The 26,342-nt window shown below is 45.0% G+C and carries 20 protein-coding genes, 2 tRNA genes and 1 pseudogene; 5 read left to right on the top strand and 18 right to left on the bottom strand.

Annotated features, from left to right (window positions below; translation table 11 throughout):
* The first annotated feature begins 19 nt into the window (after positions 1-19).
* The gene (gene mgtE, locus SOW26_RS04390) at positions 20-1,414 is read left to right on the top strand and encodes a magnesium transporter (RefSeq protein ID WP_154476814.1); all 1,395 of its coding nucleotides are present in this window, start codon (positions 20-22) and stop codon (positions 1,412-1,414) included.
* Positions 1,415-1,530: 116 nt separating this feature from the next.
* Here the strand turns inward: mgtE and SOW26_RS04385 are convergent.
* The 3 genes from SOW26_RS04385 to SOW26_RS04375 form a co-directional block, all read right to left on the bottom strand.
* Positions 1,531-1,602 (bottom strand) — tRNA-Cys (locus SOW26_RS04385).
* An 11-nt stretch (positions 1,603-1,613) separates the two neighbouring features.
* Positions 1,614-1,685: transfer RNA gene (locus tag SOW26_RS04380), tRNA-Glu, on the bottom strand.
* Between the two features lie 340 nt (positions 1,686-2,025).
* Complete coding sequence (locus SOW26_RS04375) at positions 2,026-3,555, bottom strand: APC family permease (RefSeq protein WP_320651958.1); 1,530 nt, start codon at positions 3,553-3,555, stop codon at positions 2,026-2,028.
* A 240-nt stretch (positions 3,556-3,795) separates the two neighbouring features.
* Here SOW26_RS04375 and SOW26_RS04370 point away from each other — a divergent pair, with 240 nt between their 5' ends.
* The 3 genes from SOW26_RS04370 to SOW26_RS04360 all read left to right on the top strand — a co-directional run bounded on the left by SOW26_RS04370 (position 3,796) and on the right by SOW26_RS04360 (position 6,885).
* Positions 3,796-4,458: a GntR family transcriptional regulator gene (locus SOW26_RS04370; protein ID WP_154476818.1), complete on the top strand. Its 663-nt coding sequence runs from the start codon at positions 3,796-3,798 to the stop codon at positions 4,456-4,458.
* Between the two features lie 68 nt (positions 4,459-4,526).
* Positions 4,527-5,582: a CdaR family transcriptional regulator gene (locus tag SOW26_RS04365; protein WP_173017061.1), complete on the top strand. Its 1,056-nt coding sequence runs from the start codon at positions 4,527-4,529 to the stop codon at positions 5,580-5,582.
* Positions 5,583-5,739: 157 nt separating this feature from the next.
* The gene (locus SOW26_RS04360) at positions 5,740-6,885 is read left to right on the top strand and encodes a glycerate kinase family protein (protein WP_276959244.1); all 1,146 of its coding nucleotides are present in this window, start codon (positions 5,740-5,742) and stop codon (positions 6,883-6,885) included.
* A 209-nt stretch (positions 6,886-7,094) separates the two neighbouring features.
* Here SOW26_RS04360 and SOW26_RS04355 read toward each other — a convergent pair whose 3' ends face one another.
* From SOW26_RS04355 to SOW26_RS04330, 6 genes are all read right to left on the bottom strand, one after another.
* Complete coding sequence (locus SOW26_RS04355) at positions 7,095-8,444, bottom strand: dicarboxylate/amino acid:cation symporter (protein ID WP_154476824.1); 1,350 nt, start codon at positions 8,442-8,444, stop codon at positions 7,095-7,097.
* Between the two features lie 169 nt (positions 8,445-8,613).
* On the bottom strand, positions 8,614-9,369 hold the full coding sequence (locus SOW26_RS04350) for a LamB/YcsF family protein (protein WP_154476826.1): 756 nt from the start codon (positions 9,367-9,369) through the stop codon (positions 8,614-8,616).
* Positions 9,370-9,411: 42 nt separating this feature from the next.
* On the bottom strand, positions 9,412-10,368 hold the full coding sequence (locus tag SOW26_RS04345; protein ID WP_154476828.1) for a D-2-hydroxyacid dehydrogenase: 957 nt from the start codon (positions 10,366-10,368) through the stop codon (positions 9,412-9,414).
* A gap of 6 nt (positions 10,369-10,374) precedes the next feature.
* Positions 10,375-11,331: a 5-oxoprolinase subunit C family protein gene (locus SOW26_RS04340; protein ID WP_276959242.1), complete on the bottom strand. Its 957-nt coding sequence runs from the start codon at positions 11,329-11,331 to the stop codon at positions 10,375-10,377.
* Positions 11,332-11,333: 2 nt separating this feature from the next.
* The gene (locus tag SOW26_RS04335; protein ID WP_276959240.1) at positions 11,334-12,062 is read right to left on the bottom strand and encodes a 5-oxoprolinase subunit B family protein; all 729 of its coding nucleotides are present in this window, start codon (positions 12,060-12,062) and stop codon (positions 11,334-11,336) included.
* 112 nt (positions 12,063-12,174) lie between these two features.
* A complete protein-coding gene (locus SOW26_RS04330) occupies positions 12,175-13,083 on the bottom strand; it encodes a LysR family transcriptional regulator (protein ID WP_154476834.1) in 909 nt (302 codons plus the stop codon).
* A 120-nt stretch (positions 13,084-13,203) separates the two neighbouring features.
* Here SOW26_RS04330 and SOW26_RS04325 point away from each other — a divergent pair, with 120 nt between their 5' ends.
* Entirely contained in the window at positions 13,204-14,514 is a 1,311-nt protein-coding gene (locus tag SOW26_RS04325; protein ID WP_154476836.1) for an aminotransferase class V-fold PLP-dependent enzyme, read from the top strand.
* Between the two features lie 126 nt (positions 14,515-14,640).
* Here the strand turns inward: SOW26_RS04325 and SOW26_RS04320 are convergent, their stop codons facing one another.
* The 9 genes and pseudogenes from SOW26_RS04320 to SOW26_RS04280 form a co-directional block, all read right to left on the bottom strand.
* Positions 14,641-15,390: a phosphotransferase family protein gene (locus SOW26_RS04320; protein ID WP_154476838.1), complete on the bottom strand. Its 750-nt coding sequence runs from the start codon at positions 15,388-15,390 to the stop codon at positions 14,641-14,643.
* A gap of 339 nt (positions 15,391-15,729) precedes the next feature.
* Positions 15,730-21,294: a VaFE repeat-containing surface-anchored protein gene (locus tag SOW26_RS04315; protein WP_320651957.1), complete on the bottom strand. Its 5,565-nt coding sequence runs from the start codon at positions 21,292-21,294 to the stop codon at positions 15,730-15,732.
* A 494-nt stretch (positions 21,295-21,788) separates the two neighbouring features.
* Positions 21,789-22,052, bottom strand: coding sequence for a phage scaffolding protein (locus tag SOW26_RS09705; protein ID WP_320651968.1), 264 nt, complete (start codon positions 22,050-22,052; stop codon positions 21,789-21,791).
* Positions 22,053-22,061: 9 nt separating this feature from the next.
* Complete coding sequence (locus tag SOW26_RS04305; RefSeq protein WP_320651956.1) at positions 22,062-22,202, bottom strand: hypothetical protein; 141 nt, start codon at positions 22,200-22,202, stop codon at positions 22,062-22,064.
* A 163-nt stretch (positions 22,203-22,365) separates the two neighbouring features.
* The gene (locus SOW26_RS04300; RefSeq protein WP_320651955.1) at positions 22,366-22,551 is read right to left on the bottom strand and encodes a hypothetical protein; all 186 of its coding nucleotides are present in this window, start codon (positions 22,549-22,551) and stop codon (positions 22,366-22,368) included.
* A gap of 64 nt (positions 22,552-22,615) precedes the next feature.
* The gene (locus tag SOW26_RS04295; protein WP_320651954.1) at positions 22,616-22,885 is read right to left on the bottom strand and encodes a hypothetical protein; all 270 of its coding nucleotides are present in this window, start codon (positions 22,883-22,885) and stop codon (positions 22,616-22,618) included.
* Positions 22,882-24,012: pseudogene (locus SOW26_RS04290) on the bottom strand (phage minor capsid protein); the annotation flags it as partial. The pseudogene SOW26_RS04290 and the gene SOW26_RS04295, both read right to left, overlap by 4 nt.
* A gap of 509 nt (positions 24,013-24,521) precedes the next feature.
* Positions 24,522-24,746, bottom strand: coding sequence for a hypothetical protein (locus tag SOW26_RS04285; RefSeq protein WP_320651953.1), 225 nt, complete (start codon positions 24,744-24,746; stop codon positions 24,522-24,524).
* A gap of 2 nt (positions 24,747-24,748) precedes the next feature.
* Positions 24,749-26,342: HD domain-containing protein (locus SOW26_RS04280; protein ID WP_320651952.1), on the bottom strand; the 1,594-nt coding region annotated here is incomplete at its 5' end.

Below are 26,342 nucleotides of genomic sequence, written 5' to 3'. Positions count from 1 at the left end.
AAGGAGAATGGAGGCTGTTATGGAAAAAGAAAGACGAGAAGAAATTGTAGTTCGCAGCGAAATTTTGGCTATTATAAGAGGACGGCTGTCAGATCGGGACCTGGCCGAAAAGCTGCATGATTACCACGAACATGATATTGCGCAAAGCCTGGACGAATTAACAAAGGAAGAGCGTATCCGCCTGTATCACATTCTTGGGCCCGAATGGATATCCGGGATCGTTTCTTTTATGGACGATCCTGCCGAATATGTTGCAGAGCTTGAAATCCCTCAGCTTGCCGCCGTCATCAACAAAATGGATTCTGACGATGCCGCCGATCTGCTGCGGCTCCTGGATGAGGACACAAAAAGCAGGCTGCGTCCCATCCTGACGGAAGATGTAAAGGCCGACATCAAACTGATCCATTCGTATGAGGAAGATGAGATCGGCAGTCTGATCACAAATAATTATATCTGCATCAAAAACACCTTAACCGTTCGCCAGGCCATGCACGAGCTGGTAAAGCAGGCAGGGGAGCATGACAATATTTCCACCATTTATGTCGTCGATGAAAAAAACACCTTCAGCGGAGCTATCGATCTGAAGGACCTGATCATCGCCAGAGAGCACGACCATCTGGATTCTCTGATCAGCTATTCTTATCCGTATCTGCCCGACCACGCAAAGATCTCTGACAGCATCGAGCGTATTAAAAATTACGCAGAAGCTTCTCTTCCTGTCCTAAACGCAAAAAAAGAGATCATCGGAATCCTGACTGCCCAGGAAGTGATTGAAGCAGTAGACGATGAACTGGGAGAGGATTATGCAAAGTTTGCCGGTCTGACCGCCGAGGAGGACCTTCGGGAAACCACCGGGATCAGTATGCGGAAACGGCTTCCCTGGCTGATTATCCTTTTGTTTCTCGGTATGATCGTATCTTCTGTCGTCGGTGCTTTTGAAGCTGTCGTGGCTGTTTTGCCCATTGTCATCTGTTTTCAATCGCTGATCCTGGATATGGCCGGGAATGTGGGAACACAGTCCCTGGCGGTAACGATTCGTGTTCTGATGGACGAAGATCTCAGTGCCAGAGATAAGGGGATTCTGGTTTGGAAGGAAATGAAGGTGGGATTTTGCAACGGACTGCTTCTGGGAGGCCTGTCCTTCCTTTTCCTGGGACTGTACATTGATTTTTTCAAAGGCTATTCCCTGCTTTCCGCGTTTTTAATCTCCGGCTGCGTAGGCACTTCCCTGCTGCTGGCCATGGTCATTTCCAGTCTGGTAGGGACTCTGATCCCTTTGTTCTTTCATAAAGTCAAAGTGGATCCGGCGGTTGCATCCGGCCCTCTGATCACCACCATCAACGATCTGGTGGCAGTGGTCGCCTACTATGGTCTGACTTGGATCTTTCTGATCCAGATGCTTCACGTCGCCTAGTCCTCTGCCTTTGTCCTGCGCATACAAAAAAGACGATGAGGCCGCTTCGTCTCATCGTCTTTTTTGTATGCCTGCTGCAGACCGCCGTGACGGTTTCCTTACAGCCTCTTTGTAAAAGGCGCAGACCGGATTTGAACCGGTGAATCAGGGTGTTGCAGACCCATGCCTTACCACTTGGCTACTGCGCCATACATAACAGTGACTCCGACGGGAATCGAACCCGTGTTACCGCCGTGAAAGGGCGATGTCTTAACCTCTTGACCACGGAGCCAGATTTGGTCTCTCAAAATCGACCGAATTTTATCCTACCACACCTTCCACTCTTTTGCAAGAGTTTTTCTTTATTTTCCTAATCTAAAAATGTCAAGTGCTCATGGGCACTTTCTTTCTGTCTTTCCCAATCTTCATTACGCATTTGTGCATGTTCCCTTTCCTTTCTTTTTTCTAACTACCTTCCCTGCTTTCTCTAACAAAAATGAAACCGTAAAGCCCTGCCTGAGCCCTACGATTCCATTCTAATAGCCGTTCCTCTATTTTTCTGCGCAGATCTGTCCGATCTCTCTCCATTCTCCTGTCTTTCTCTCAGGAAAAGTCTGAATTTCCCCCGAGCGTTACACGGACACAGCCTCCTGTGCAGCTACCGCCTCTGTCTCTTTCGATCTGCGCCCGGCTTTCGCCAGCCGAATGGCCTCCATGTCTGTTTCACTGTATTCAATTTCGATGTCCGTATGGTGTCCGAATTCACTGCCATACTTTTTCTTATTGGCAACGTAGAATACCAGACCCAGAAACGCCCAGCCTCCTGCCATGCACCATTCCTGGATCGTCAGCGTACTTCCCGATCCCGGTATCAGATACATCAGCACCATGGCTCCTGACATGAGAACAGCCGTATATCCTACAAGCTTGTAATGCTTTACCATATAGGGTCTTGGCATATCCGGAGCCTTTTTTCTCAGGATCAGGAACGAGGCAGACACCATACAATAAGCCAGGCAGCATCCCAGATTTCCCGCGTCGCAGATCCAAACCAGCATCTGCCTGCCTGCCAGCGGCGCAAACATGGAGATGATCCCGATCAGCAGCAATGCATTTACCGGCGTTTTATATTTGGGGTGCAATTTGGCGAAAGCCTTCGGTATCATATTGGAATCCGCCATAGAGTACATGGCTCTGCTTCCGCCTATCATGAAAGAATTCCAGCTGGTAATGATCCCGCACAGGCCTCCGATGATCACCACGTTGGAAACCGCCTTTACTCCAAAAGCTTTTACCATGGCATCTGCCGTTACCAGCCCGCTTCCCGCCATAGAAGCATTGACCTCTGCCGGATCCAGCAGATATCCCACTGCTATGATCACCAAAGAGTAAAATGCGACTGCCAAAACAATCGATAATATCAGGATTTTCCCTATTTTTTTCAAAGAACCCTGAATCTCTTCCGCCGCCTGGGGGATTACGTCAAATCCGATAAAGAAGAACGGCGTCATTACCGCTACATGTAGGATATGGCTGATTACCGATCTGTTTCCACTTCCTGCAAACATCTGTGGCACCAGGTTGCTCGTATCTCCGCGAACTGCCGATGTGGCGATCAGTACGACCCCTACCGTAAAAATAATCGCAGTCAAGATGGTCTGTACATTGGCCGCCGTTTTTGCCCCCAGAATGTTGATAAACATCATAACTGCCGCTGTAGCAGAAGCCAGAGCCAGCCAGGTGGCATATACATCAAATCCTGCTACCGTATAAAGATACCCTTTCAGGAAGCCTGGGAAAATATAAGATACGATGGTGGGAAATGCGCAGGCCTCAAAGCAAACTACCCCCACATATCCCAGAATGATTCCCCAGGTACAGATGAAAGAACCGGTGGGTCCCATTGCTTTATAACTAAAAACGTGCTCTCCTCCACACTGTGGAAGCGCCGCCGTCAGCTCCGCATAGGTCAGTCCCACAAAGAAGATCATGATCCCTCCAAGAACAAACCCCAGTGCGGCGCCCAAAACGCCTCCTCTATGGATCCAGTCGCCGGTAGAGATGACCCATCCCCATCCGATCATTGCCCCAAATGCGATCACCAGGATATCCTTCGATGATAATACCTTGTTAAACTCTGACTTCTTTGTTTGTCCGCTCATACAAACGCCTCCTATCCTTTCACACAATACGATCTTCCCGTCACCGGTCTATGGCTAAAAACGGAAGCAGCACCTTTGTTTCCTTCAAGCTGCTGCCCCTGTTTTTCTATTTTTGCCCTTCTTTTCGCTTAAGTGACAACTTTATTATAACTCCATGTTGTCACTTTGTCAAAAGTTCTGTAATTTTTTTTCATTTTGTGGTAAATTATTTCTATACAATATTGGAAATGAGGTGAGATCATGTCTGAATCGAAAGCAAAACACCCAGACAAATACATATATGAATCCAGATATCACCAGATCGCAGTGGAACTGGCGGAAAAAATTGCCGAAGGCTGGTATGCGGTGGGAGAAAAACTGACGGTACGCTCCATGGTGGCGAATACTTTTCATGTATCCCCCGAAACTGCCCGAAAGGCAGTTCAGATCCTTGTAGATATGGGAATCGTCACCAGCCGGCACGGAAGCGGGACCTACGTAGCCTCACGGGAAAAGGCACAGTTGTTTTTTGACCGGTATCAAAGTACGATCTCTATCAGTAAAACCAGGGAGAGTCTTTTGGACACCATCCATGCCCAGAAACTTCACCTGGATAAAATGGTCAATTTGCTGGACGAACTGATTGCCCAGACCCAGAGAGATCACAGTACTGCCTACCTGATCCCCTACGATATGAAGATAGACCAGCAGTGCAACTTCCTTGGCCATTCCATCGGCGAGATCAATATCTGGCAGCAGACGGGTGCAACCATCGTTGCCGTCAAACGCGGAGATTCCATTTATGTTTCTCCCGGCCCTTACGAAAAGATCCAAAACGGCGATGTTCTCCTCTTTGTAGGAGATGAAGGCTCCCGCCAGCGGATGCTCGGATTGTTTAACGTGACGCCGGATCTTTCCACTTAACATACGCCTTTGTTTTCTTGCACGCACGCCCCTATTGTCATATATTCCATCAAATGGAGGATACGCCCATGCATCTATCTGATGGCCTGGCCAACCAGATCGTCCACGCAATCCATGAAGTTGTCAAAAGAGATACCAATCTGATCGCTCCTTCCGGGAAGATCATTGCCAGCACCGACCCTGAGCGCATAGGTACCGTTCATGCGGCAGGAGCTTCTGCCATCCACAGGGGACTTCCCGTATTTGTAGATGACGCACATCCTTTTCAGGGATCAAAGCCTGGTATCAATTACCCTATTTTTCTTGATCATGCTCCAATTGCTGCGATTGGGATCACAGGTCCGCCTGAAGAATTGAAATCTTATGGATTTCTCATCACAAAAATCTCTGAAGTTTTTTTCAAAGAACAGCATCTGAGCGAAGAGTTTCTGTCTGAAAGCAGGGCGATCCACTACCTTGTCACCTCGTTGATCTACAACAACATACAGGATCCTTCTCAGCTGCACCTGTTGCTGGACAAATACCGTATTTCCTCAAAAAAACAGTATGCCGTATTTGCTCTCTACATGAACGATATCTCTTTAGAAACGTCTCTTCGGTTTTATTTTCGCGGTTTAGCGTGTCCGCTCTTCCATTATCTGTATCCCAACGAGTGGATCGCAATTTTTGACGAAGCATCCTTTAGAAACTTTATTCCGGGAGATTTTTCTGCCCGTTTCCACGGACAGGTCGTTTCCGGCTTGGGCAGCTTCACTCCTATCCATCAGCTTCATCATTCCTACCGCAGCGCTTCTCTTGCAAGAACCCATGCCGAACGGATCTGTTCTGATTTCTACGACAGCCGCTGCCTGTCTTTAGAATTTGTGCTGGAACATCTCCCTCCTGAAGCCCGGCAGATACTTGCTTCTCAGGTGCTAAAATCGCTCACAGACAAAGAGTGTCATTTGTTGAACTGCTATTTTTCCAACAACCTCTCCCTGACAAAGACTGCCGGACAGCTTCACATTCACAAAAATACCCTGCAGTATCAGCTGAACTGCATTGCCCAGAAAACTTCCTGGAATCCCAGAAAATTTCAGGATGCTGTTTTTCTTCAGCTGGCACTCTGCTGCCTTGAAGCCTAAGGAATTTTCATTGTTTCATGTACCTGTTTTTCGTTTCTTGATACGTTATTTTTTGGTATAAATACTATGGTCTTTTCTTCTGAAAGCCGATATACTGTCTATATTACTTCATAATTATGGAACTATATATGCAGATTATCTATTTAGGAGGACACCTATGAAAGTTGTTGTTGCAATCGATTCCTTTAAGGGGAGCCTTTCTTCCATGGAGGCCGGCATAGCTGCAAAAGAAGGGATTTTGGCTGCTCATCCCTCTGCACAGGTGGTTGTCAAGCCTCTTGCCGATGGCGGAGAAGGAACCGCCGACGCTTTGATCGCCGGACTCGGCGGGCAGACGATTTCTTTGCGTGTTTCCGGTCCTTTGGGAGCCCCGGTTTCCGTACACTACGGCTATTGGCCAGACAGACAGCTGGCTGTTCTGGAAATGGCCAGCGCCGCCGGAATTACTTTGATCCCAGAATCTGAAAAAGATCCTCTGACAGCCACTACCTACGGAGTCGGAGAGATGATCCGGGATGCCATCCAGCGTGGATGCCGGCATTTCATCATTGGGATCGGCGGAAGTGTTACGAATGACGGTGGTGTCGGCATGCTAAAAGCCCTGGGTTACAGATTTCTTGATCAAAACGGAGCTGACGTGGGTATGGGTGGAAGCGCTTTGTCTAAGATCTTCTCCATATCCGCAGCACATGTACTTCCGGAGTTGAAACTCTGCCAGTTTCAGATAGCCTGTGATGTGTCCAATCCCCTTTGTGGTCCCACCGGAGCCACCTACATCTATGGCCCGCAAAAGGGAGTCACAGAAGCATTAAAAGCCCCCTTAGATGCCGCTATGGCACACTACGCCTCTGTCACAGAACAAACAATGCACAACTGTTTTCGTGATACTCCTGGTTCCGGGGCCGCCGGAGGTATGGGCTTTGCATGTTTAAGCTATCTGCAGGCTTCCTTAACTCCCGGAATCCAACTGATCATGGAAGCAACCCATCTTACAGAAGAGCTGAAAACAGCGGATGTTGTCGTTACGGGAGAAGGGCGTCTGGATGCTCAGACAACCATGGGAAAAGCTCCTGTAGGCATCGCCAAACTGGCCAAACAATTTGGCGCCACCGTAATCGCTTTTTCCGGCAGCGCCACAAAAGATGCCACCGCTTGTAATGCAGCGGGCATTGATGCTTTTTTTCCTATTTTGCGCAATGTTGTCACCCTAGAGGAAGCCTTATCTCCCGAGACAGCAAAAGAAAATTTATCTCTGACAGCAGAACAGGTTTTTCGGCTGCTCCAATGTCGGCCTTTACGATGATCTGCTTTCGTCCATTCTGTTTATCCGTATTACAGGGCGATCCGCTTGCAGCGGATCGCTTTTGCGGCAGGGAAATGTGCCACAAGAGTACAGTCCCGGTGAAATACTTTTTTGTTTGACCAAACACATCTTCGTAGGAATAAAAAAAGAGTTGTTCCCCGACAGTATGCCTTCACTCTCCGTCGAAAACAACTCTTTTTTCTTCTTGCCTATTGATTGTATAGATCCAGGTCCAGTTCCTTTTCTTTTGCATTCACGATCACGTTTGTTGCCGCATCCCCTATTACATTCAGCGGCAGTAAAGCCATTTCCACCGGTCTGTTAATAGCAACTACCAGTGCGTATGCAATCATGCAGGCATCTGTTGTCCACCCCATTCCGGAGAGGACTGTCACGATCAGCGTGGTTCCCGCGATCGGAATAGCTGGACACCCCATCGCAGCACAGATCGACAAAAAGGCTACTACTGCCAGATTTGCCGGCGTCACATCAATTCCCGACGCTGTCGCAATAAAAGTCACTGCAAACATGTGCATGATTGTTGTTCCATTCATATTGATCGTCATCCCCGTAGGAAGCACGAAGCTGGTAATTTCCTCCGAACAGCCCAATTCATCCAGATTTGTCCGGGTATTCAGCGGCAGTGTTGCTGCGGAAGAATTGACTGAAAATCCAAACACTCCTACCTTTGCGATCTTTTTGATAAACTGCCATGGATTCAGCCTTGTCGTTACCCAGATTCCCAATGGATACAAGACTATCGTCAGTACAAATAATGTGATCATTGCAGATACAACATAGGAAGCTGCCGGTGCCAGATATTCCACTCCATAGATTGCAAAGGTCCTTGAAATCAGACAGAAGATTGCAACAGGTCCCACTTTATTGATCAAAAATGTCAGATACATCTGTATGATCTCATTTCCGCTTTCCAGTACTGCCTTCAGCGGATCCGCCTTCTTTCCCAGCGCATTCATACTCAGTCCCATAATGATCGCAACCACCACAACCGCCAGAATACTGTTATTGCTGCTGAAAGCGGCTGTGATATTAGACGGAACCGCCTCCACGATGGTCGCCAATGGATTGAAAGCTGCGATCGTGGCTGCTTCCGTTACTGCTTCTTTGGGAAGCTTAACATCAAAGAAACCGCCGCTTTTTACGAGATATGCCACCGTTCCTCCTAAAAACGCACCGCATGCATAGAATAAAAAGAATCCCAGGAGCGTTCTTCCTGCTATCCTTCCTAATTTGGAAGAACTGGATATGCTGCACATGGCCAAGCTCAATGATACCAGAACTAAAGGTACGATCGCCAGCTGTAATCCTCTCATAAATACCTGTCCCACAATATAAAACAACCCGACTGCTCCAACACCCTGCTCTCCTGTGATATCCTGAAATAGCAGGCGGTTGATTCCATCCCAGACGGCTTCTCTTCCCTCCGACAGGAGATAACTTCTTAAGAGCATGAACCCAAGGCCTACCACCAGTCCCCCCGCCAGCGCTATCATCATCTTTCTTACTACCGATGCCGATTGTTTCTCTTCTTTTTTCATCCTTCCGCTTCCTTTCCTGGTTTACTTATTTTTTGAAACACACTGTCTAACTCTCACAAAAAAGGTTAAAAAAAGCACCGGACAAACCAAAGATCGTCTTCTTACGTTATACTCTCTATCTTCTTTGATTCAGCCGATGCCTTGCATCCTGACCTTTTTACATGCTCTGCTATAAAGGTTTGATTTCAATTCCCTCCTGCACAAAGGCCGTTCTGATTTTTTCTACAAACTCCAGCGCTTTTGGACCGTCTCCATGTACACATAGGGTATCGCCCCGGATAGCCAGTTCCTTTCCGCTGATGGAAGTTACCTTCCCCTCCTTCACCATGCGGATACATCTTGCGATCGCAATTTCTTCATCTGTGATCATGGCCCCTTCCATCTTTCTGGGAACCAGGGATAAGTCGTCCATATAGGCCCTATCTGCAAAGATCTCGGATGCCGTCCGAAGTCCTCTGCTCTCTGCAATCTCTCCCAAAACAGCGCCTGCGCAGTAATATATTATAAGTTCCTTGTCAAATTCCAGCACCGCTTCCACGATAGCTGTGGAAATCTCTTCATCATACTGGCACTGGTTTCCCATTGCTCCGTGAGGCGCCACATGGTTGAGCCTCATCCCATAACTTTTTGTAAATGCCGCCAACGCTCCTATTTGGTAGCGAACATAGTTTTTCACTTCCTGAAAGGACAAGACCATCTTCCTTCTTCCAAATCCCATCAGATCCGGATAACCCGGATGTGCCCCTACCATAACACCTCTTTCTTTTGCCATCCGCACAACGGTATCCATGACCACAGGATCGCCCGCATGCCATCCGCATGCCACGTTTGCCGTAGTCACATACTGGATCAGTTTTTCGTCTCCTCCCAATTTATAAGCCCCAAAGCTCTCTCCCATGTCACTGTTTAAATCGATGGTGTACATAGTTCACCTCCTCACTGTCTTTCTGTCCTAAACTACCGCCTACTATGGGTTCACAACATTTTGCGGTGTTCCGTTTTTGAATGCTTTTAAATTTTCCACTGCAATATCCATCAGCCTCTGTCTGGATTCTCTGGGTGCCCAGGAAATATGTGGCGTAATAAAACAGTTCTTTGCCTTTAACAGCACATTGTCTTCCCGAATCGGCTCTGTAGAAACCACGTCAAGCCCCGCTGCATAGACTTTCCCCGATTCCAGCGCAGCCGCCAGATCCTCTTCTACGATCAAAGGTCCTCTGGAATTATTTAAAAGGATAACGCCGTCCTTCATTTTTTGTATATTTTCCTTGTTGATGATTCCTTCTGTTTCCGGGAACAGCGGACAATGCAGCGCTATGACGTCTGACTCTCTTAACAGGGTCTCCCTGTCCACATAGGTTGCTATTTCTCTTCCCGCCTCGCTTTCAAATGCGTCATTTGCGATTACCTGCATTCCAAGTGCCTTCGCAATACGCCCGGTGCTTTGCCCGATTCTTCCAAACCCTATGATCCCCATTGTCTTTCCTGCCAATTCGATCAAGGGATAATCCCAAAAGCACCAGTCTGCACTACGGCTCCACTTTCCATCACGCACCGCCTGAGAATGGTGTCCAATATGATGACAGATCTCCAACAGCAGCGCAATGGCGAATTGTCCTACCGCATCTGTTCCATAGGTAGGGATATTAGAAACCGGAATCCCTCCTTCCTTTGCCGCCTCTATGTCCACCACATTGTACCCCGTCGCCAGTACTCCAATAAACCGGATCTGCGGGCATGCCTCCAACACCTTCCTGGTGATAGGTGTTTTGTTGGTATAGACCGCCTGCGCGTCTCCTATACGCTCTATAATCTCCTCTTCTTTTGTCCGATCATATACTTTTACTTCTCCAAAAGCTTCCAGCCCCTCCCAGCTAATATCTCCGGGATTTAATGTATATCCATCCAACACGACAATTTTCATTTCTTTCTACTCCTTTCTGTTTAAATCAGCTTCCAGTTGATTCAACTCCTCAACTTCCCTGATGTACAAGCTTTGTGCCAGTTCGATTCCCACCCTTACGAAACGTACTCTGTTGCCCGGAACACTTTGCACAAGTCTGGGGAGGTCTACGGAAATAACTGTTCCGATCTTTGTATAGCCCCCTGTACTCTGGCGATCTGCTAACATAATAATCGGTTGTCCGTTTGTAGGTACCTGGATAGAGCCAAATGCAATGCCATCTGTGATGATGTTTCCATCCTTTTTATGTCGAAGAGGCTCTTTTCTTTCCAAACGACATCCCATCCTGTCAAACTCGTTGGTAATTACTGCGCTGTACCAAAAAAATTTACGAATCTCTTCTTCCTCAAATTCTGTATCCTGAGGACCGGTAACCACACGTAACACAATCTCCTGTCCCCAATATCTTTCTGGTTTCAAGATTCTCCTGTCCATCTGGTTCAATCGGCTTTTAGGACTCCGGAAGCCGATCCTATCTCCTTTTTCCAGTTTTCGCCCTTTCACTCCACCCAGTTGATTTCGCATTAACGTAGATTTACTTCCCATCACCACCGGTACTTCCAGGCCTCCTGAAACTGCCACATAGGCCCTGCATCCATTGCCTGATGCAAACCCGAAGGAAAGTAAATCTCCCTCTTTTACCTCCAAAGCCCTATACATATCCACCGGGTTTCCATTGATCCTGGGAGACAGATCCCCTCCCGTTATAGCGATTATATTTTCCTGCTCAAATACAAGATCCGCTCCCTGAAAGGTCATTTCCAGCGCCGCTTCCGTTCTGTCATTTCCTGCCAGAATGTTTGCAATATGAAATGCTCTTCTGTCCATAGGACCTGCCGGCGATACTCCAAACTGCTGATATCCAAATCGTCCTTCATCCTGCACCGTCGTCTGGATCCCCGGACTTTCCACCCGTATGCCCATTCCTACACCATCCTTTTTTCATAGGTTCTGACCCGGTAGTTTCCCTTGCAGTCCTGTTCTTTTATTTTCTCATATTCTCTGCGGCTCACCGGAATATATTTCACCCAGTCTCCTGCATGAATTAAAAAAGGATCTTTTCTTCTGTAATCACACAAGGCTACCGGGGTCGCTCCGATCACATTCCAGCCGCACGGCTGGTCAAAGGGAATCATGTTTGACAAATTCTGAGCAGCTACCACGGAATGGCCCGGTATTCTTACACGAGGACTTTCTCTTCTTTTAAAATGAAAAGGTCGTCCAAATCTTGCCATATACGGGTGCTCCGGAGCAAATCCCAACATATAGCAATAATATTCTTCCCCCGAATGAACCTGGATGAACTCCTCTTCTGTCATATCTTCCATTGCCGCACACTCTTCCAGATCTAACGCAAATTCTTTATCGTAGCAAATGGGGATTTCTTTCACCATCTGAACCACTGTCCTGATATTTTCCACACCGGAGAGCCTTTCCCCCACCAGTGCTTTCAACTCCCCGAAACGAATTTGAACCGGGTTGTAATGGATCGTCAGTCCCGCGTAAGTAGGCACCATCTCTAGGATTCCTTCTATCGGCTTTTCTGTCAGTCTCAAAAAGAGCTGCCTTACCTTCTGATTCACTTCCAGGCTGATTTCTTCTCCCAGTTGGACGGATATGGCACAATCTCCCACAATTAAAAATTTTGCTTCCATCCCTCTTCCTCCTCTTTCGGAAGTATTCTTCGATCTCAATTTCTGACTTGAGTATAGCACATCCTGTTTTATTCTAAAAATAAATTATTTATCTATAATATATTAACATTTTTTATTTATCTGTCTTCCATCCCTTTTTCTTTAAATAAAGCTCCATCCGCTTGTCAAGCATTTGCACCGCTTTTAATGTCGCCTCGCTCATATGCTTATGTGTAACCTTATAGGTCACTCTTCTAGGCGGCCGTATTTCATTTGCAATTTTACTCACATGGATCTGCTTCAGTTTCTGAATCCGCTCCACTACCGTTGAGGGCGCAATGGCCCACATGCCTTTTCCTGACAGTAAGTGAAACAACAATTCAAATGTATCCACCTGCATTCTTGGTCTCTCTCCCTTTGTAATCCACTGGTTGTGCCAGATCTGATAATCAGTCTCCCAACTCAAATAGATCTCCCTCTCTTTGTTCAACTCGTCTGTATGGATCTCCTCTTTCTCAATCTCCGGCTGCTCCGACTGAATGATATACATCTCTTCGCTCAGCAGCGGTTCTGCAAGAATATTCTTATAGTGAAGATAATGGTGTACAAATCCAATATCTATCTCGTGTTTTTCCAGATAGTGATAGATCTCGGAAGAATAGTGGGTTTTGATCCGTAAATTTGTCATCCGGTCCGCTTCGTCCAGCATTTCTCTGTATAAATCATACATCATGGCACTATTTAGGGTATCTGTGCAGCCCACTGTCAGGTAATATTTTTCCTGTTTCTCTTTCAAAGACTGTGTTTCCTGCCAGAGATACAGCCACCGTTCTGCAATGGGCACAAATTCCTCTCCGTAGGTAGTCAGTTCTACCTGTTTATACCCTTTTTTTCTGATTAAAAGGCTGACGCCCAGTTCCTCTTCCAGAAGTTTTAATCGATGACTGACTGTCGGCTGGGACACGAAGAGAGTCTCTGCCGTTTTCGTAATATTTTTTGTTTCCACAATCATCAAGAATGTTTCTATTTCCGCCAAATTCATCTTGCACCTCCAAATATAAATTTTATTAATATTATACAATCAAATTATTCATTTCTCAACTTTTTCTCCCTGTGTTATGATGAAATAGATAGATACATTCGTGTAAAGGAGGAAAAATCAATGAACGAAAAACACGGAAAGTTATTTTCGGATGAATATCAAGCCCATTTAAAGGAAAAGTTTTTCCATGCAGACGCAGATCCGGAACATGGAAACCGCCTTTTTTTTGAAAATTCAGGAGGATCTTTACGCCTGAAAAAAGCTGTTGAAAGAAAGGCAGAGGCAGAGGCCTTTCCTGATTGCCCTGAAAGAGTACGTGGTCGAGGATTTGAATTGTCCTCTTATATAACATGTGGTACACAGGACATTTTAGAAACTGTATTCGGCGCAAAGGATGGAGCTTTAATCACGGAATTATCTGCTTCTCAAACCATGTTTCATGCCGTCGGCACGATCCTGGAAGGAATCGACTGGGGAACCAATGCTGTTACTTCTGCTTTAGAGCATCCCTCTGCTCATGATGCCGTTGAATATTACTGTGCCCGCACTCACAGAGAATTTCGGGTAGTACCTGCCAATCGGATTACCGGAGGGCTGGATGTCGATACCATTTTAAGCCATGTAGACGAGAACACCTGTCTTTTAAGCATCATGGCAGCTTCTAATATTTCCGGAAATGTAATGGATATTAAAGAAATTTCCAGACGTGCCAGAGAAATCAATCCGGATATTTATATCGTGTCCGATGCTGTACAGCATGCTCCGCATGCTCCTATTGATGTAGCAGACTGGAAGGTAGACGTAGCCAATATTGCCCCCTACAAATTTTTTGGTGTGAGGGGCTGCGGATTTGCCTATGTCTCTGATCGTGTTGCAAGTCTTCCTCATCGCAAGCTAATCCATAAGCCTGCTAATGTGTGGGCTCTTGGAACTCCCACACCGGGAAATTTTGCTGCGATGACAGCGGTCATCGATTATGTGTGCGACATTGGATCTGATAGCTTCCTCTCTGAGAACACTTCAGTTCCGACAGACCGACGAACACTTTTCGTAAAAGGAATGCACCGCATCCATATGCAGGAACGTGCTCTTCTTTACCGAATGTTGGAAGGCACCGAAAAAACTCCGGGATTACGCCACATTCCAAATGTGGAGGTCTATGTCGATACAGAGGATCTGACTGCCAAGGATCTGATCATTGCCATGGGAATTAAAGGGCTCGACTATTCTCTCTGCTCTCAACTGTATCTGGAACATGGCGTAACTATCTTTGAGCGTCTGAAAAGCAGTCCTTATTCACAGCGGATCATAGAGACATTGGGGTTGGAGGGTGCTCTTCGTGTTTCTCCTTTACATTGCCACGGACGAAGTGATATTGACCGCTTTTTAGAAATCACTTCTACAATTGCCTCTTCCGTCTCTCTTTCCTGATCTTTCCTGTTGTTTGATGGGGGCTGTCATCTGGAGGCACTTTTCGTACGCCCTTTCGTGAAGCACCTCTTTTCCAAATGAAAAAATCACTGCCACCGGTTTTGCTTAGCCAGTGACAGTGATTTTTTACTGATAATCCATAATATCAATCCAGTTCATCAGAAACTCTTTTTTCAAAGCTCCCTTTTTCCCCAACTGTGCCGCCGCTACCAACGGAAGCCATTGCTGCACATACTGCATTGCCGTATCGCTCTTTCTACAGTAGCACTTCATGTAAAGCTTTGCCATCTCCTGGTCTTCCAGGGCAAACAGGAGATAGGTCATGGCTGCGTCTGCGCCTCCGTTTCCCGTGACGGCATGGGCCCAGTCGATCGCAGTAAGTTTTCCATTTTTCCCTACGATCACATTGCTGGGATTAAAGTCTCCGTGGCATAGCTTGCTATGTCTTGGCATGCTCTCCAGGCGCGTCAAAAGATCGTATCTGGTGGTCGCATCCAGTTCTTTGGTGCTCTGGATCTCCCTGGCCAGTTTGTCCCTGCCATTTTCCAAAAGATAGGCCTCTTTTCCGTGGATCTCTAATTGCAGATCTACAAAATCCTCCATGTACTTGTCCATGTTTGCCGGATCCACACGCATCATCTCTTCCAGCGTTTTCCCTTCCTTGTACTCAATGAAGATCGCCCACTGTCCATCCACATGCTCCACCTTCTGAAGCTTCGGAATGGCAAGACCGGTCTCTTCCACCCGCGCCATCTTCAGTGCTTCATTAAACACATGGGACTTGGGATGCGTCCTGTCGAATATCTTGACGATACTCTTATCCAGACGATACACTTTTTTGTAGGGCCGTTCCACGATCAGTTTTCCCTGCTCCATCCTTTGCACCTCCTTTAGAATCCGTTCCGTTCTTTTTTACTGATCTTATTATACGCCTTCCTGCCGCCTCTGAAAAGTATTTTTGTATATTTTTTAACTATTTTATTTTACGTTTTTATTTTGTTATTTTATTAACCATCTGCGTTGAAGTTATTTTCACTCCTCCAAAATCTCTCAGCGGAAATGATTTCTGGTTTATATGAAAAACAGCGGAAGCTCCCCTGGTTCCCTGCAGATAAGATCTCTCTTTTTTCTGCAGAGAAACTTCTCCAAGGAAATCTCCCGCTGTCTTTTATTGGTTATTTGTTATACGCCTTTTTAGCCTCTGTCTTTTTAGCGTTACCTTTTGATCCTGCGTCTTTTTTCAAAGAACAGGGTTCCGAAAGCTGCTACAGAAAGCATCATCAGGATATACGGCATACTCTGGCTGGAATCTCCGGTTTTCGGACTTCCTTTCACTTTTCCTGCCGAAGCCCCGATGACCTCAACGGTCTGTGCCTTATCCTTTGGATCTTCGTGCGTATGCACATCTTCTTTATCCAAAACTCCGTCTCCGTCTGTATCGATCAGCTTTTCCACAGAAACTGCTCGCTCAAATACCACATAGGTTTCTCCTGCTTTCAGTCCTGTCACCGTTCCGAAATCCAGTTCCCAGCTGCCTTTTCCGTTAGGATCTGCCGTAAACTCTGCCGTCGCTTCCGCCACGGTCTGAACTACTTTTCCATCTTTGATCTGGTTCAGCTTTCCGGTGACTTTATACACTTTGCCGCCTTTCAGACCTTCGTAGTATATGGTGTCTACAAGCTTTACGCCCTGTCCGGCTTCTTCTTTGCTGACTTTTGCCGACTTATCCGCGCTTCCTACAGAGTTGTTTGCTTTCACCGTAGTCAGAATCTTTCCGTTCTCCTCATCCGGCTGCGGTGTGTCCGGTTTCACGTTGACTGTCTGCGCCTTGTCCGTTGGATCTTCGTGCACACGGCTGTGAGGAGCATCCGGTTCATTATCATAATCGGTATCTACCAGCTTCTCCACAGATTTTGCACTTTCATATACCACATAGGTTTTTCCTTCTTCCAGTCCTTTGACTTTTCCAAAGTCTAACGTCCAACTGCCGCTGCCGCTTTGCTCCGCCGTAAATTCTGCCGTGGCTGTCGTCACTGTTTTTACGACTTTTCCGTCTTCTATCAGATTCAGCTTACCGGTTACCTTGTAAGCTTTTCCTCCTACCAGCCCGGTGTAATGGATCGTATCTGTAACCGCAATACCATCCTCTGATGCTTTTGCTTCCGCCGCTGCATTCTCGCTTGCCACAGCGTCACCTGCCTGCACCGTCGTGCGGATCTTTCCGTCAGGATTTTCATATTTTGGTTCTTCTCCACCCGGTTCCTCCGGCTTCACCGTAAAGGTCTGTGCCTTGTCTTCCGGATTTTCATGGGTATGCTCATCCGGCTGATCCGAAATACCATCCCCATCTTTATCAATCAGTGGTTCTACTGATTTTACCCGTTCAAACACTACATAAGAGCTTCCCGGTTTCAGATCCTGCCTTGTGCCAAAATCCAGCTCCCAGCTGCCGCTGCCACTCTGATCGGCTGTCTTTGTAGCTTCCACCGTATCCACAGTTCCTACCGGCTGACCTGCCTTCACTTCCATCAGAGTTCCGCTTACAGTGTAATCTTTTCCACCTACAAGCCCCTCATATGCAATGGTGTCCACAACATGCACACCTGTCTTGGCTTCTTCGGCTGTCACTCTTGCCTTTTGCTCCGATGTTGCCGTCGCATTGTTGGCCTTTACCATCGTCTTGATCTTACCTTCCGGATACACCGGATTTCTGGGTACTACCGTAATCGTCTGCGCCGGATCCTTGGGATCTTCATGTACCGGATTCTGTGGTGTGTCCGGTATGTTGTCGTAATCTGTGTCTATCAGGCGCTCCAAAGATCTGGCGCTTTCATATACCACATAAGATTTTCCTTCTTCCAGTCCGGCAATCGTTCCAAAATCCAGTTCCCAACTGCCCTTTCCGCTTTCATCGGCCTTTAATTCTGCCGTGGCGGTTGCCACCACTTTTACCGCTTTCCCATTCTCCACAAGATTCAGGCTTCCTGTCACTTTATAAGTCTTTCCGCCTACCAGTCCGGTATAAGAAATGGTATCTGTTACAGTCACACCACTTTCCGCTTCATTCTCTGAAACCTGAGCCGGTGCCGTCTCGTTTCCGGTACTGCTGTTTGCTTTGACCGTCGTGCGGATTTCTCCGGCAGGATTTTCGTAGCCCGGCTGTTCCGGATCAACCGGTTTTGCCTTATCTGTTACTACGACTTTTCCCTCTTTCCATTCTACAGCATCTTCCGAAGCAATCTCGCCCAGCTCCACCGTTCCGTCTTCTTTTACGGTGAAAGTGAAATCCGTCACCTTCAGATACCCGGTAGGCGCCGCTTCCTCATGGAAGGTATAAGTGCCTGCTGCCAGCTTGACCGTCTTACTTTCTCCCTCTTTGGAGGTCCAGGATTCTACCGTCTGTCCGTCCTTTTTGATCTCGATCCTTGCTCCTGCGATCTCTTCTCCACCCAGATTGGTCTTGGAGAAGGTGACCTCCTTTTTCGGCGTCTCCTTTACGATAAAGGTCTGGGATTTATCTGTCGGGTTTTCATGCTTGACTTCCTGCTTGCTCTCCGGTTTGTTGTCTCCATTAGCGTCTACCAGATTTTCTTTGGAAACGGCTTTCTCATAGACCACGTAAGATTTTCCTGCTTCTATCCCTTCTACCGTTCCAAAATCCAGCTCCCAGTCGCCTTTGCCGTCTTTTCCCGCTGTCAGAACCGTCGTCTTTGTCGCCTTTGCGTCACCGACTACCGCTCCGTCTTTGACTTCATACAGCGTTCCTGTCACATCATACTCTTTGCCCTCTACCAGACCTGTATAATGGATGGTATCTACCACTGTTACCCCGTTTCCGGCGGACGCTTCCGTAACCTCTGCCGGAGTTGTTTCGCTGGCCAGACTGTCGTCTGCTTTCACCGTGGTACTGATCTTGCCGTCTGGATTTACATATTTCTTTTCATCCACTACCGTCAGCTTATTTCCCTCTGCCTTACTCTGGTTGCCATTGACATCCGTGATTTCTACCGTTCCATCCTCTTTCACAGCAAAGGTAATATCCGTTACTTTTACATATCCGGCAGGAGCCGCTTCTTCGTGGAAGACATAAGTGCCTGCTGCCAGCTTGACCGTCTTACTTTCTCCCTCTTTGGAGGTCCAGGATTCTACCGTCTGTCCGTCCTTTTTGATCTCAATCTTCGCTCCTGCGATCTCTTCTCCGCCCAGGTTGGTCTTGGAGAAGATGACCTCCTTTTTCGGTGTCTCTTTTATTACAAAGGTCTGGGATTTATCTGCCGGGTTTTCATGCTTGACTTCCTGCTTGCTTTCCGGCTTCTTGTCTCCATCGGCGTCTACCAGATTTTCTTTGGAAACGGCTTTCTCATAGACCACGTAAGATTTCCCTACTTCCAGCCCTTCTACCGTTCCAAAATCCAGCTCCCAGTCGCCTTTGCCGTCTTTTCCCGCTGTCAGAACCGCCGTCTTGGTCGCCTTTGCATCACCGACTACCACTCCGTCTTTGACTTCATACAGCGTTCCTGTCACATCATATTCCTTGCCCTCTACCAGACCTGTATAGTGGATGGTATCTACCACTGCCACCCCATCTCCGACGGATGCTTCCGCAACCTCTGCCAGAGCCGTCTCGCTGGCCGTGCTGCCGTCTGCCTTCACGGTAGTACTGATCTTGCCCTCCGGGTTCACATAGGGCTGTTCCGGATGGTTCTTTACATCTACCAGCCATCCGTCTGATACCTGTTTTGTGGCGACATCCTGCGTATCTTCAAATACGATCTTGCCGTCTGCCATGACTTCAAACGGCTTGTCCGAAAGGCCTTCATACCCTTCCGGTACCCCAATCTCTTTCAATGTATATTTTCCTGCTTTCAGGGAAACACGGATCGGAGTGCTGTCTGCCCCCTGAGAGGTCCACACCATACCGGGAACTGCCTGCCCCTTTTCATCAAAAATCTGCAGTCTTGCTCCTGCCAGCTTGGTATTTTTCTCGTCCACCTTGGTAAATCCAAATGTAAAGACCTGCTCATATACATTGACGCCAATCGTCTGATTCTCGTCATCGTTCACCACATGTTCCGCTATCGGCAACCTGCCTTCCTTGGGCTGCCGATCTGCTCCCAGATCCTCTGCGCGGTAAACTCTTTCCAAAACGGTAAATCTCTGCAATCCCGGAGTCTTCAGCATAGTAGCCGGAATCTTCAGATCCTCCACAAGGACAGATCCTCTTCCTTCAGATCCTACCTTAAATTCCTTGTATGCCTTGGTGATCTCCTGCGTTCCGCTGTATGAAACCAGCGTAGCGCACGCTACATAGTCTCCCTCCGGAAAACCAGAATAGTCGATTCTGTCATCTACCATCACCTGTCCCTCAGAAGTCATCGCATGGTCCACCGTCTTCACGTCTTTTTGATTGTCTTCTTTTCCTGTTGCATAGGTTCCGATATATGGTTTTTGATCATTTTGTACTACCAGCGTACTATTTTCTACCGTTACTTTTTCTCCGCTGGTAACTGCCACCTGACCGCTTTCACTTACCGTAAAGACAATATCCTGCTGCAGTGCCACATGCCCTGCCGGCGCTTCCTTCTCTTTCAGGCGGTACGTTCCCGGTTTCAACTGGAATTCCTTTGCACTTCCTGCCATGGAAAACCAGGACTCGATCTTTGCGGCACCTTCTCCCTCTGTCCAAAGCTCCAGCGACGCGCCATTGATCATCACGCCTTTGTTATCTACTTTTTTGATGGAAACCAGCTTCTTTTCCGGCTCCAGCTTCTTGTCCAAAAGAACGATGGTGTCTCCTTCCAGAAGCTTTCCATATGTAAAGATGCTTCCGTCTGTACGAACCGTAAAATCTACCGCTTCCACCTTCTGGTATCCATCCGGTGCCTTCTTCTCGATCACACGGTAATTTCCCGGCATCAGGCTGACCCTGGCGGGGTTGGCATTCGATGTCCATTCCAGCGGCTCCTGTGTATCCAGATTTACCAGAATTTCTCCGTTCTCATCCGCAAGGATCATCTCTGCTCCCGACAGACCGCCTCCGTTGTTGATGTTGTAAGACATTTCTTCATCGGTCATTCCCTGTTTGTATTCCTGTTTACTGAAATACACCTTCGGCTTCTGACGTACATGTCCACTTACCAGAGACTGTACTCCGCCGGAAACAGAAGCATAGGTACGCACCTCCACAAACTTGGAATTGTCCGGGAATGCGCTTCCATTCATGTAAGCTTCCGCTTTTTCCTTTAGCGCCTTCTGCACCGCATTCATGCCCGGAAAGCTTCCCTGATTCGCCATCTCTCTGCTTTGTGTAAAGTAGTACACTGCCTCCTGCGTCGCTACCCAGTACTGATACGGAGTGATCCCATATGTTCCCATCAGATTATCCGGGTCCTCAGAAAACTGATACATCAACATTTCTATCGCTTTGTATGTCTTTTCTGCATCATAACGCGGATAGGATTTGTTCACCTCCTGCATCAGAGCCTGTGAACCACTGCCTGCCAGCCGATACGTCCCCACGTAGTACCCGTTTCCGTCATAGGCAGGCGTTCCTTTCCTTTCATTCAGACAAAATGCCCAGGTCTCTGCTTCCTTCTTGTCCTTGGTCCACACCTTTAGCATTTTAGTCTTATCTTCTGCATAATACTGATTTTCTGCCGAAATATTCGTTCCTGTATTCGGGATTCCCTGGGCGTTTACTTTGCCCATCTGTCCCAATTGTCCAATTCCCACCAGAGTCAGTACCGCCACTATGATGATGGCTGATAACCTCTTCTTCATACTGTTTCTCCTTTTCTATCCATATCTGACATCCATAGGCTTCCCCTTGCTCTCTCCATACAACCGCTTTGTCTGCCTTCTGCTTTTCCTGTGGTGTTTTGGGCCTGCACAGATAAAATCCCTTTCCCCCTTCCCTTAAAAACGAGCAAAAAACCGCTATGATATATTTATATTACACCTTGATTCTTTTTTCTGTCTATATAAAATCGGAATTTTCCTATGTATTTCATAGGTTTTGGAATTTTTCTCAAAATTTGACAGTCCTATGCATAGATATTTGTGAAATTTTTTTCAATTTTTCTGCAAAACTCCAACTCTAGGGTATTAGTGTGGTTCCCTTTCTTTTCCTCACACAATCCCTTCCTAGTTTCCATGGGAGCTATTTTGCACCCCCTTTTCTATATACAATTAGCAGGTATTGAATAGCCGCTTTTTAGTACCATAAAAGTGTAGTTGTTAGAGAGTAATTAACTCCGACATCTACACTTATTTTTTTATAATAAGGGGAGTAATTGGTATGGCGAGGCGTTTTTGGGATTATCACATCCGGTGGAATTGTCAATGATAGCCTTGTCGTTTCGCCCTCCAGCTGTCTTGATAGCTTCTTTGAGTGTGTCTGAAAAGGCTCTGTCTGCCTCTTTTGCAGCATATTCCGCCTCTTTCTCCTCAATCGTGCCCTGGAGCTTCTTAATCTCTCCATTGAGAGCCTCAACATCGACTCCGTCAAAAGCTTTCAGCTTCTCGCTGACAGTGTCCAGGGATTCTTTCTACTCATCCCTCTTGGTCACTGCATTTTCGTACTCCGCTTTTGTCCGATAGTTTTCTTTCCAGGCTTTCTCAAAATCAGCCTTCTTGTCTGCGGGAATTTCCAGCCCGAAGTCCTTAAGAATTTCGTAGATGTTCTTCATTGTTTTTTTCCTCCTGAAATATTTTGTTGACCGCTCTTTCAGCGGTACGGGATATAGCCAGGTAGACCTCTGGCATGGTAGTTGCCCAGTTTAGCGCCGTGTGGCAGGGCGTAAAAAAAGACGCATAACTCTGCGCCTTAACGGGAGATAATTGGATCACCTCCTACTTTTTTTGCACTTCAAAAATGCTCATCTCGTAGCCCGACTCTCTGTGAAAAACCAGGTCGCTTTGAGATATCATTTCCGGAACCAGATCCACTTCATAGCCTTCTTCAGAAAGCTTCTGCGCCACCATCCGGGCAATGCGCCCATCTGCAAAATCAACCTTTTCTCGCAGTGTTTTTACCATTGCTTTTCCCTCCTTTCCTGAAAATGAGTATAAAAATACCATTCACTCTTTCGAATGAATAGTATTAATTTCTTTTACTATTTCTATGTTTGAAGGCTTCTTCTATTTCTTCCATTTTCCATCCGTCCTCAAGCAAAATCTGAAGCATTTCATCGTTTTCGCACATAATATCCTCTAACCGATTTATTTCGCTATGTAAGTGCATATTTCTGATAGCAGTTTTTATTTCTTCGTCAGAATACCCATGTTCTTTCATAGCGCTTTCTATTTCTTTGCTTTCAATTTCTTGCAATTTCTTATCCAAATCTGGCGTATCCGGATTAAACATTGTCATTCTAACCCCTCCATTATTTCTTCTAGTATTTCTCCGAAGATTCTGGCAGCTTCGCGAGGATTTTTACTTGTCATATATTCCGAAAAACATTCTGCAAAAAACTCTCGCTCGTTTTTGTGTGCATATTCTGATATATGTTTTGTAACAAATTCTTTCCCGGAAAATTCCACTGCTTCATTCAACAATCGACCTTTGTAACCCATGCGACGCCAGTTTTCGCACTCAGCTCTAACATAATCATAGTAACCAAGTCGCTGTAAAACTTCTCGCTTGACCGCTACACTTGTTTTGGTAGTTCCATATCTTCCAATCTGTCCTCCGCATATACCTTTCAAAGTTAAGAAGCCATCTAATTGATGTCCTAGTTCGTGAACAATAATACTGTCAGCTGTAGTTCCTTTCGGATTCCATTCAAACTTTGTTTGACGTTCATAATCTTTTGCTAATTGTTTAAAGTCGCAAAATCTTTTTGAAAGCTTCAAAACGCCACCCAAAGAATCACTGGATGCAATTGCTGTCAAATTCGGATCATAAATTATTTCACGAGTATGTCCTTTCAATTGTGGAAATTTATCAAATACTTTCTTTACACCATTATATACCGATTTCTTTGATTTTTCATCTATTTTTCCAAAGTCTATTTTATCTTTGCCAGCGCCCATCAACTTAGATAGTTTTGACTTTTCAAAAATATTATCTGTTGAAGATAGCTTTGTAATTTTATCCATCTGACTCTTATTCGGTGCTACTCTTCCGTGCATATCCAGGTAGATCCGTTCTCGCTCCTGCCTGAGCCCCATCTTTCGGGAGAACCTCGCATACTCCCCCAGTTGACCTTGATACTTTGCTTTTTGGAGCATGATCTCGTCAGAATCCGCTTTCCCTTCCTCCAAGCAGCGCACCTTTCTGCGCTGGGCTCGCATGGCTACTTCCATCTGCCGCTGCCTCTGCCTTGCATCATAAGTGGTATAGGCCTTGCCCCGAAAATATTTGGGCTCATTTTCTTTTCTTGCCTGTCTTTCCAGCCACTCATCTGTATAGGCCCGCTCGGAAATTCCTGGCACAAACAGGAAATAGAAATGGTAGCAGTTGGCTCCCAGCAATCCCTCTACCGTTCCAAGCCTGCAAGCATTGGTGCTAGAATATAAATAGTACCACTACACCTCAAATCCGGATGGTCTTCCTCCGGCAGCATACCGAAGGCTACTGGATAAACAAAAGTTACTGGCTGCCTAAAAATTAGTGGGTTTTATAGACTGCACTAATATTGACAATTCCAGGGATCCAGTTTGATTCCCCTACAAATTAACACTGCTCTCAAACAGATTGCAATATCGAACATCCTCGCCGTACGTTTGATTCCCCTACAAATTAACACCCTTGTGTCAAGTATTGGATACATATTTATTATAGAGCCTTAATTTTTTTAAAGTTAATATAAATCATGTTTTATTTCTACTTAAAACATCTCTATCCTTATTTTATACACCTTTTATTCTGAACTTACAAAATACCCTTAAATACAAAAGAGATTATTGCATTTTAAGATTTTTTCACAAGTTATATTATGGAATTCTACTGAAATACCATTATATTTTGTGTACAAACCCTATTTTACAACAATCTCTTTTTCAATTTAGATAGAAAAATAATACACATCTGTCCTACCAATTAGTCCATAATCGCACATAGAATTGAGTTTTTCGATAATATACCTTTTTAAAGTATCTATTGTATCAAATTGATCAAGAATTATATTTCTGACTTTATCTAAAATATCTTTGACAGTAAATTTCCCTTCTTGATTTAAAATTGCCTCAGATACAACGAAACTTGGTCTTTGACTTGTCATGTTTTCCATTTTTAATCCTCCTTAAATTTTTCAAATATCATATTAACTTTTTCAGCTAAAAATCTTCCAAATTTTTCTAAAAATTTTTTTCTAAATTCATTGTCTAATATCTTTTCATTTTTAGTCTTAAAATAAACATAAAAATATGGATAATTGCTTCTTTCAACTTCCAGAATGGCTCTAATATTCGACAATTCAGAAAGGCTAAATTCATTTTCAAAGCTATAAATTATAGGATCTGTATCTAATCCTGTTTTTATCTTCTTGAAAACTACAAAATAGTCTTCCACTTCATTTTCATATTCTGATTTAATAAAAGCATCCATAACTTGTTTTATGTCTATTTTTTCATCTAAAGTTGAATCTAAATATGCAAATATTATATGCATCGCACGATTTTTGTAATTTTGAGAATATTTCTCTTCAATTTTTTTATACTGTGAAGTATTTTCTATACAATTAAATTTAATCTCAGTTTCAAAAGCACTACTAAAAAATTTGAAATCATTATTATTTTTAATAAGAGAGTAATAATTTTTTTGATTAGATAAAAATTCTTCTAACATATACGATACACTCTCTTGTTTTTTGTAATAATCTCTGAAATAATGTTTTTTCAAAACTGTTATAAGCCAGTTATCATCCCACTGAATCAAAGAATCAAAGTACTCTTCATTAGAGTGAGCAAATCTAATAGCAAGCCATAGTCCTGATATATCATCTGGTAGAATATACTCTTCTGTTTCCACAGCCAACGTTTCATCAATCAAATAATTTTTAATAATTATTTCAACACAATTTTGTAAAATAGTATCTGTTTTCGAAACTCTATGATGGTTTATTATATTCTTATATAAGTACCACCTCTTCATAAAAAAATCTTCTATAGTATTTATTGTTTTAGCGTCATAAACAACTTCTACCTTTTCAGAATCGCCAATTTTAACCTTACAGAACTTGCAAGACGCAATCAATCTATTGTATTCTATTTTCCCATTATCAATACCTGAATTTTCAATATCTCTATTCACATAGTCCAATCTATCTCCATCAATAGTACCAGAAATAATACTATGTAATGACTCCAACCCTTCTCTCTCCGAAAAAATTAATTTTGTTAATTCAAATACTATAATTTTAAACCATTTTTCCTCAAAACTCAATTTTCCATTATTCATGTTATCTGAAAAAATAATCTGACTAAATAATTTATTAGTCATCTTTATCCCCATTTTTTCATGTAATTGGAAATTTCCATCACCAGAGTCATAGTCTTTTATAATTTCCACATATTGTTTTTCTCTTGATGTTAATAAAGACTCCTCTTTTTCCTGTAATGATTTATATATTTTATTTATAGAATACTCTGTGACATGACTGAAAGGAGGATGTCCTATATCATGTAGTAACCCACAGAGCCTAATAGCTTGAAAAGCAATTACATACAACAGTTTATGCTTTTCTTTCAAATTTTGAGGAATAAATCTATTATAAAAAATATTATTTAAAGAATATTTTTCCAAAGATTTCAGTTCTCCACCTTTATTTCTCAGCTTGGAATCACCTATTATTACTCTATACTTATCATCATTTTTTAAAATTTCA

Source organism: Suipraeoptans intestinalis, assembly GCF_034091795.1.
In the GTDB taxonomy this organism is placed as follows: domain Bacteria; phylum Bacillota; class Clostridia; order Lachnospirales; family Lachnospiraceae; genus Suipraeoptans; species Suipraeoptans intestinalis.
The sequence above is the reverse complement of the archived record's forward strand: the minus strand, read 5'-3'. Positions and strand labels throughout refer to the sequence as shown.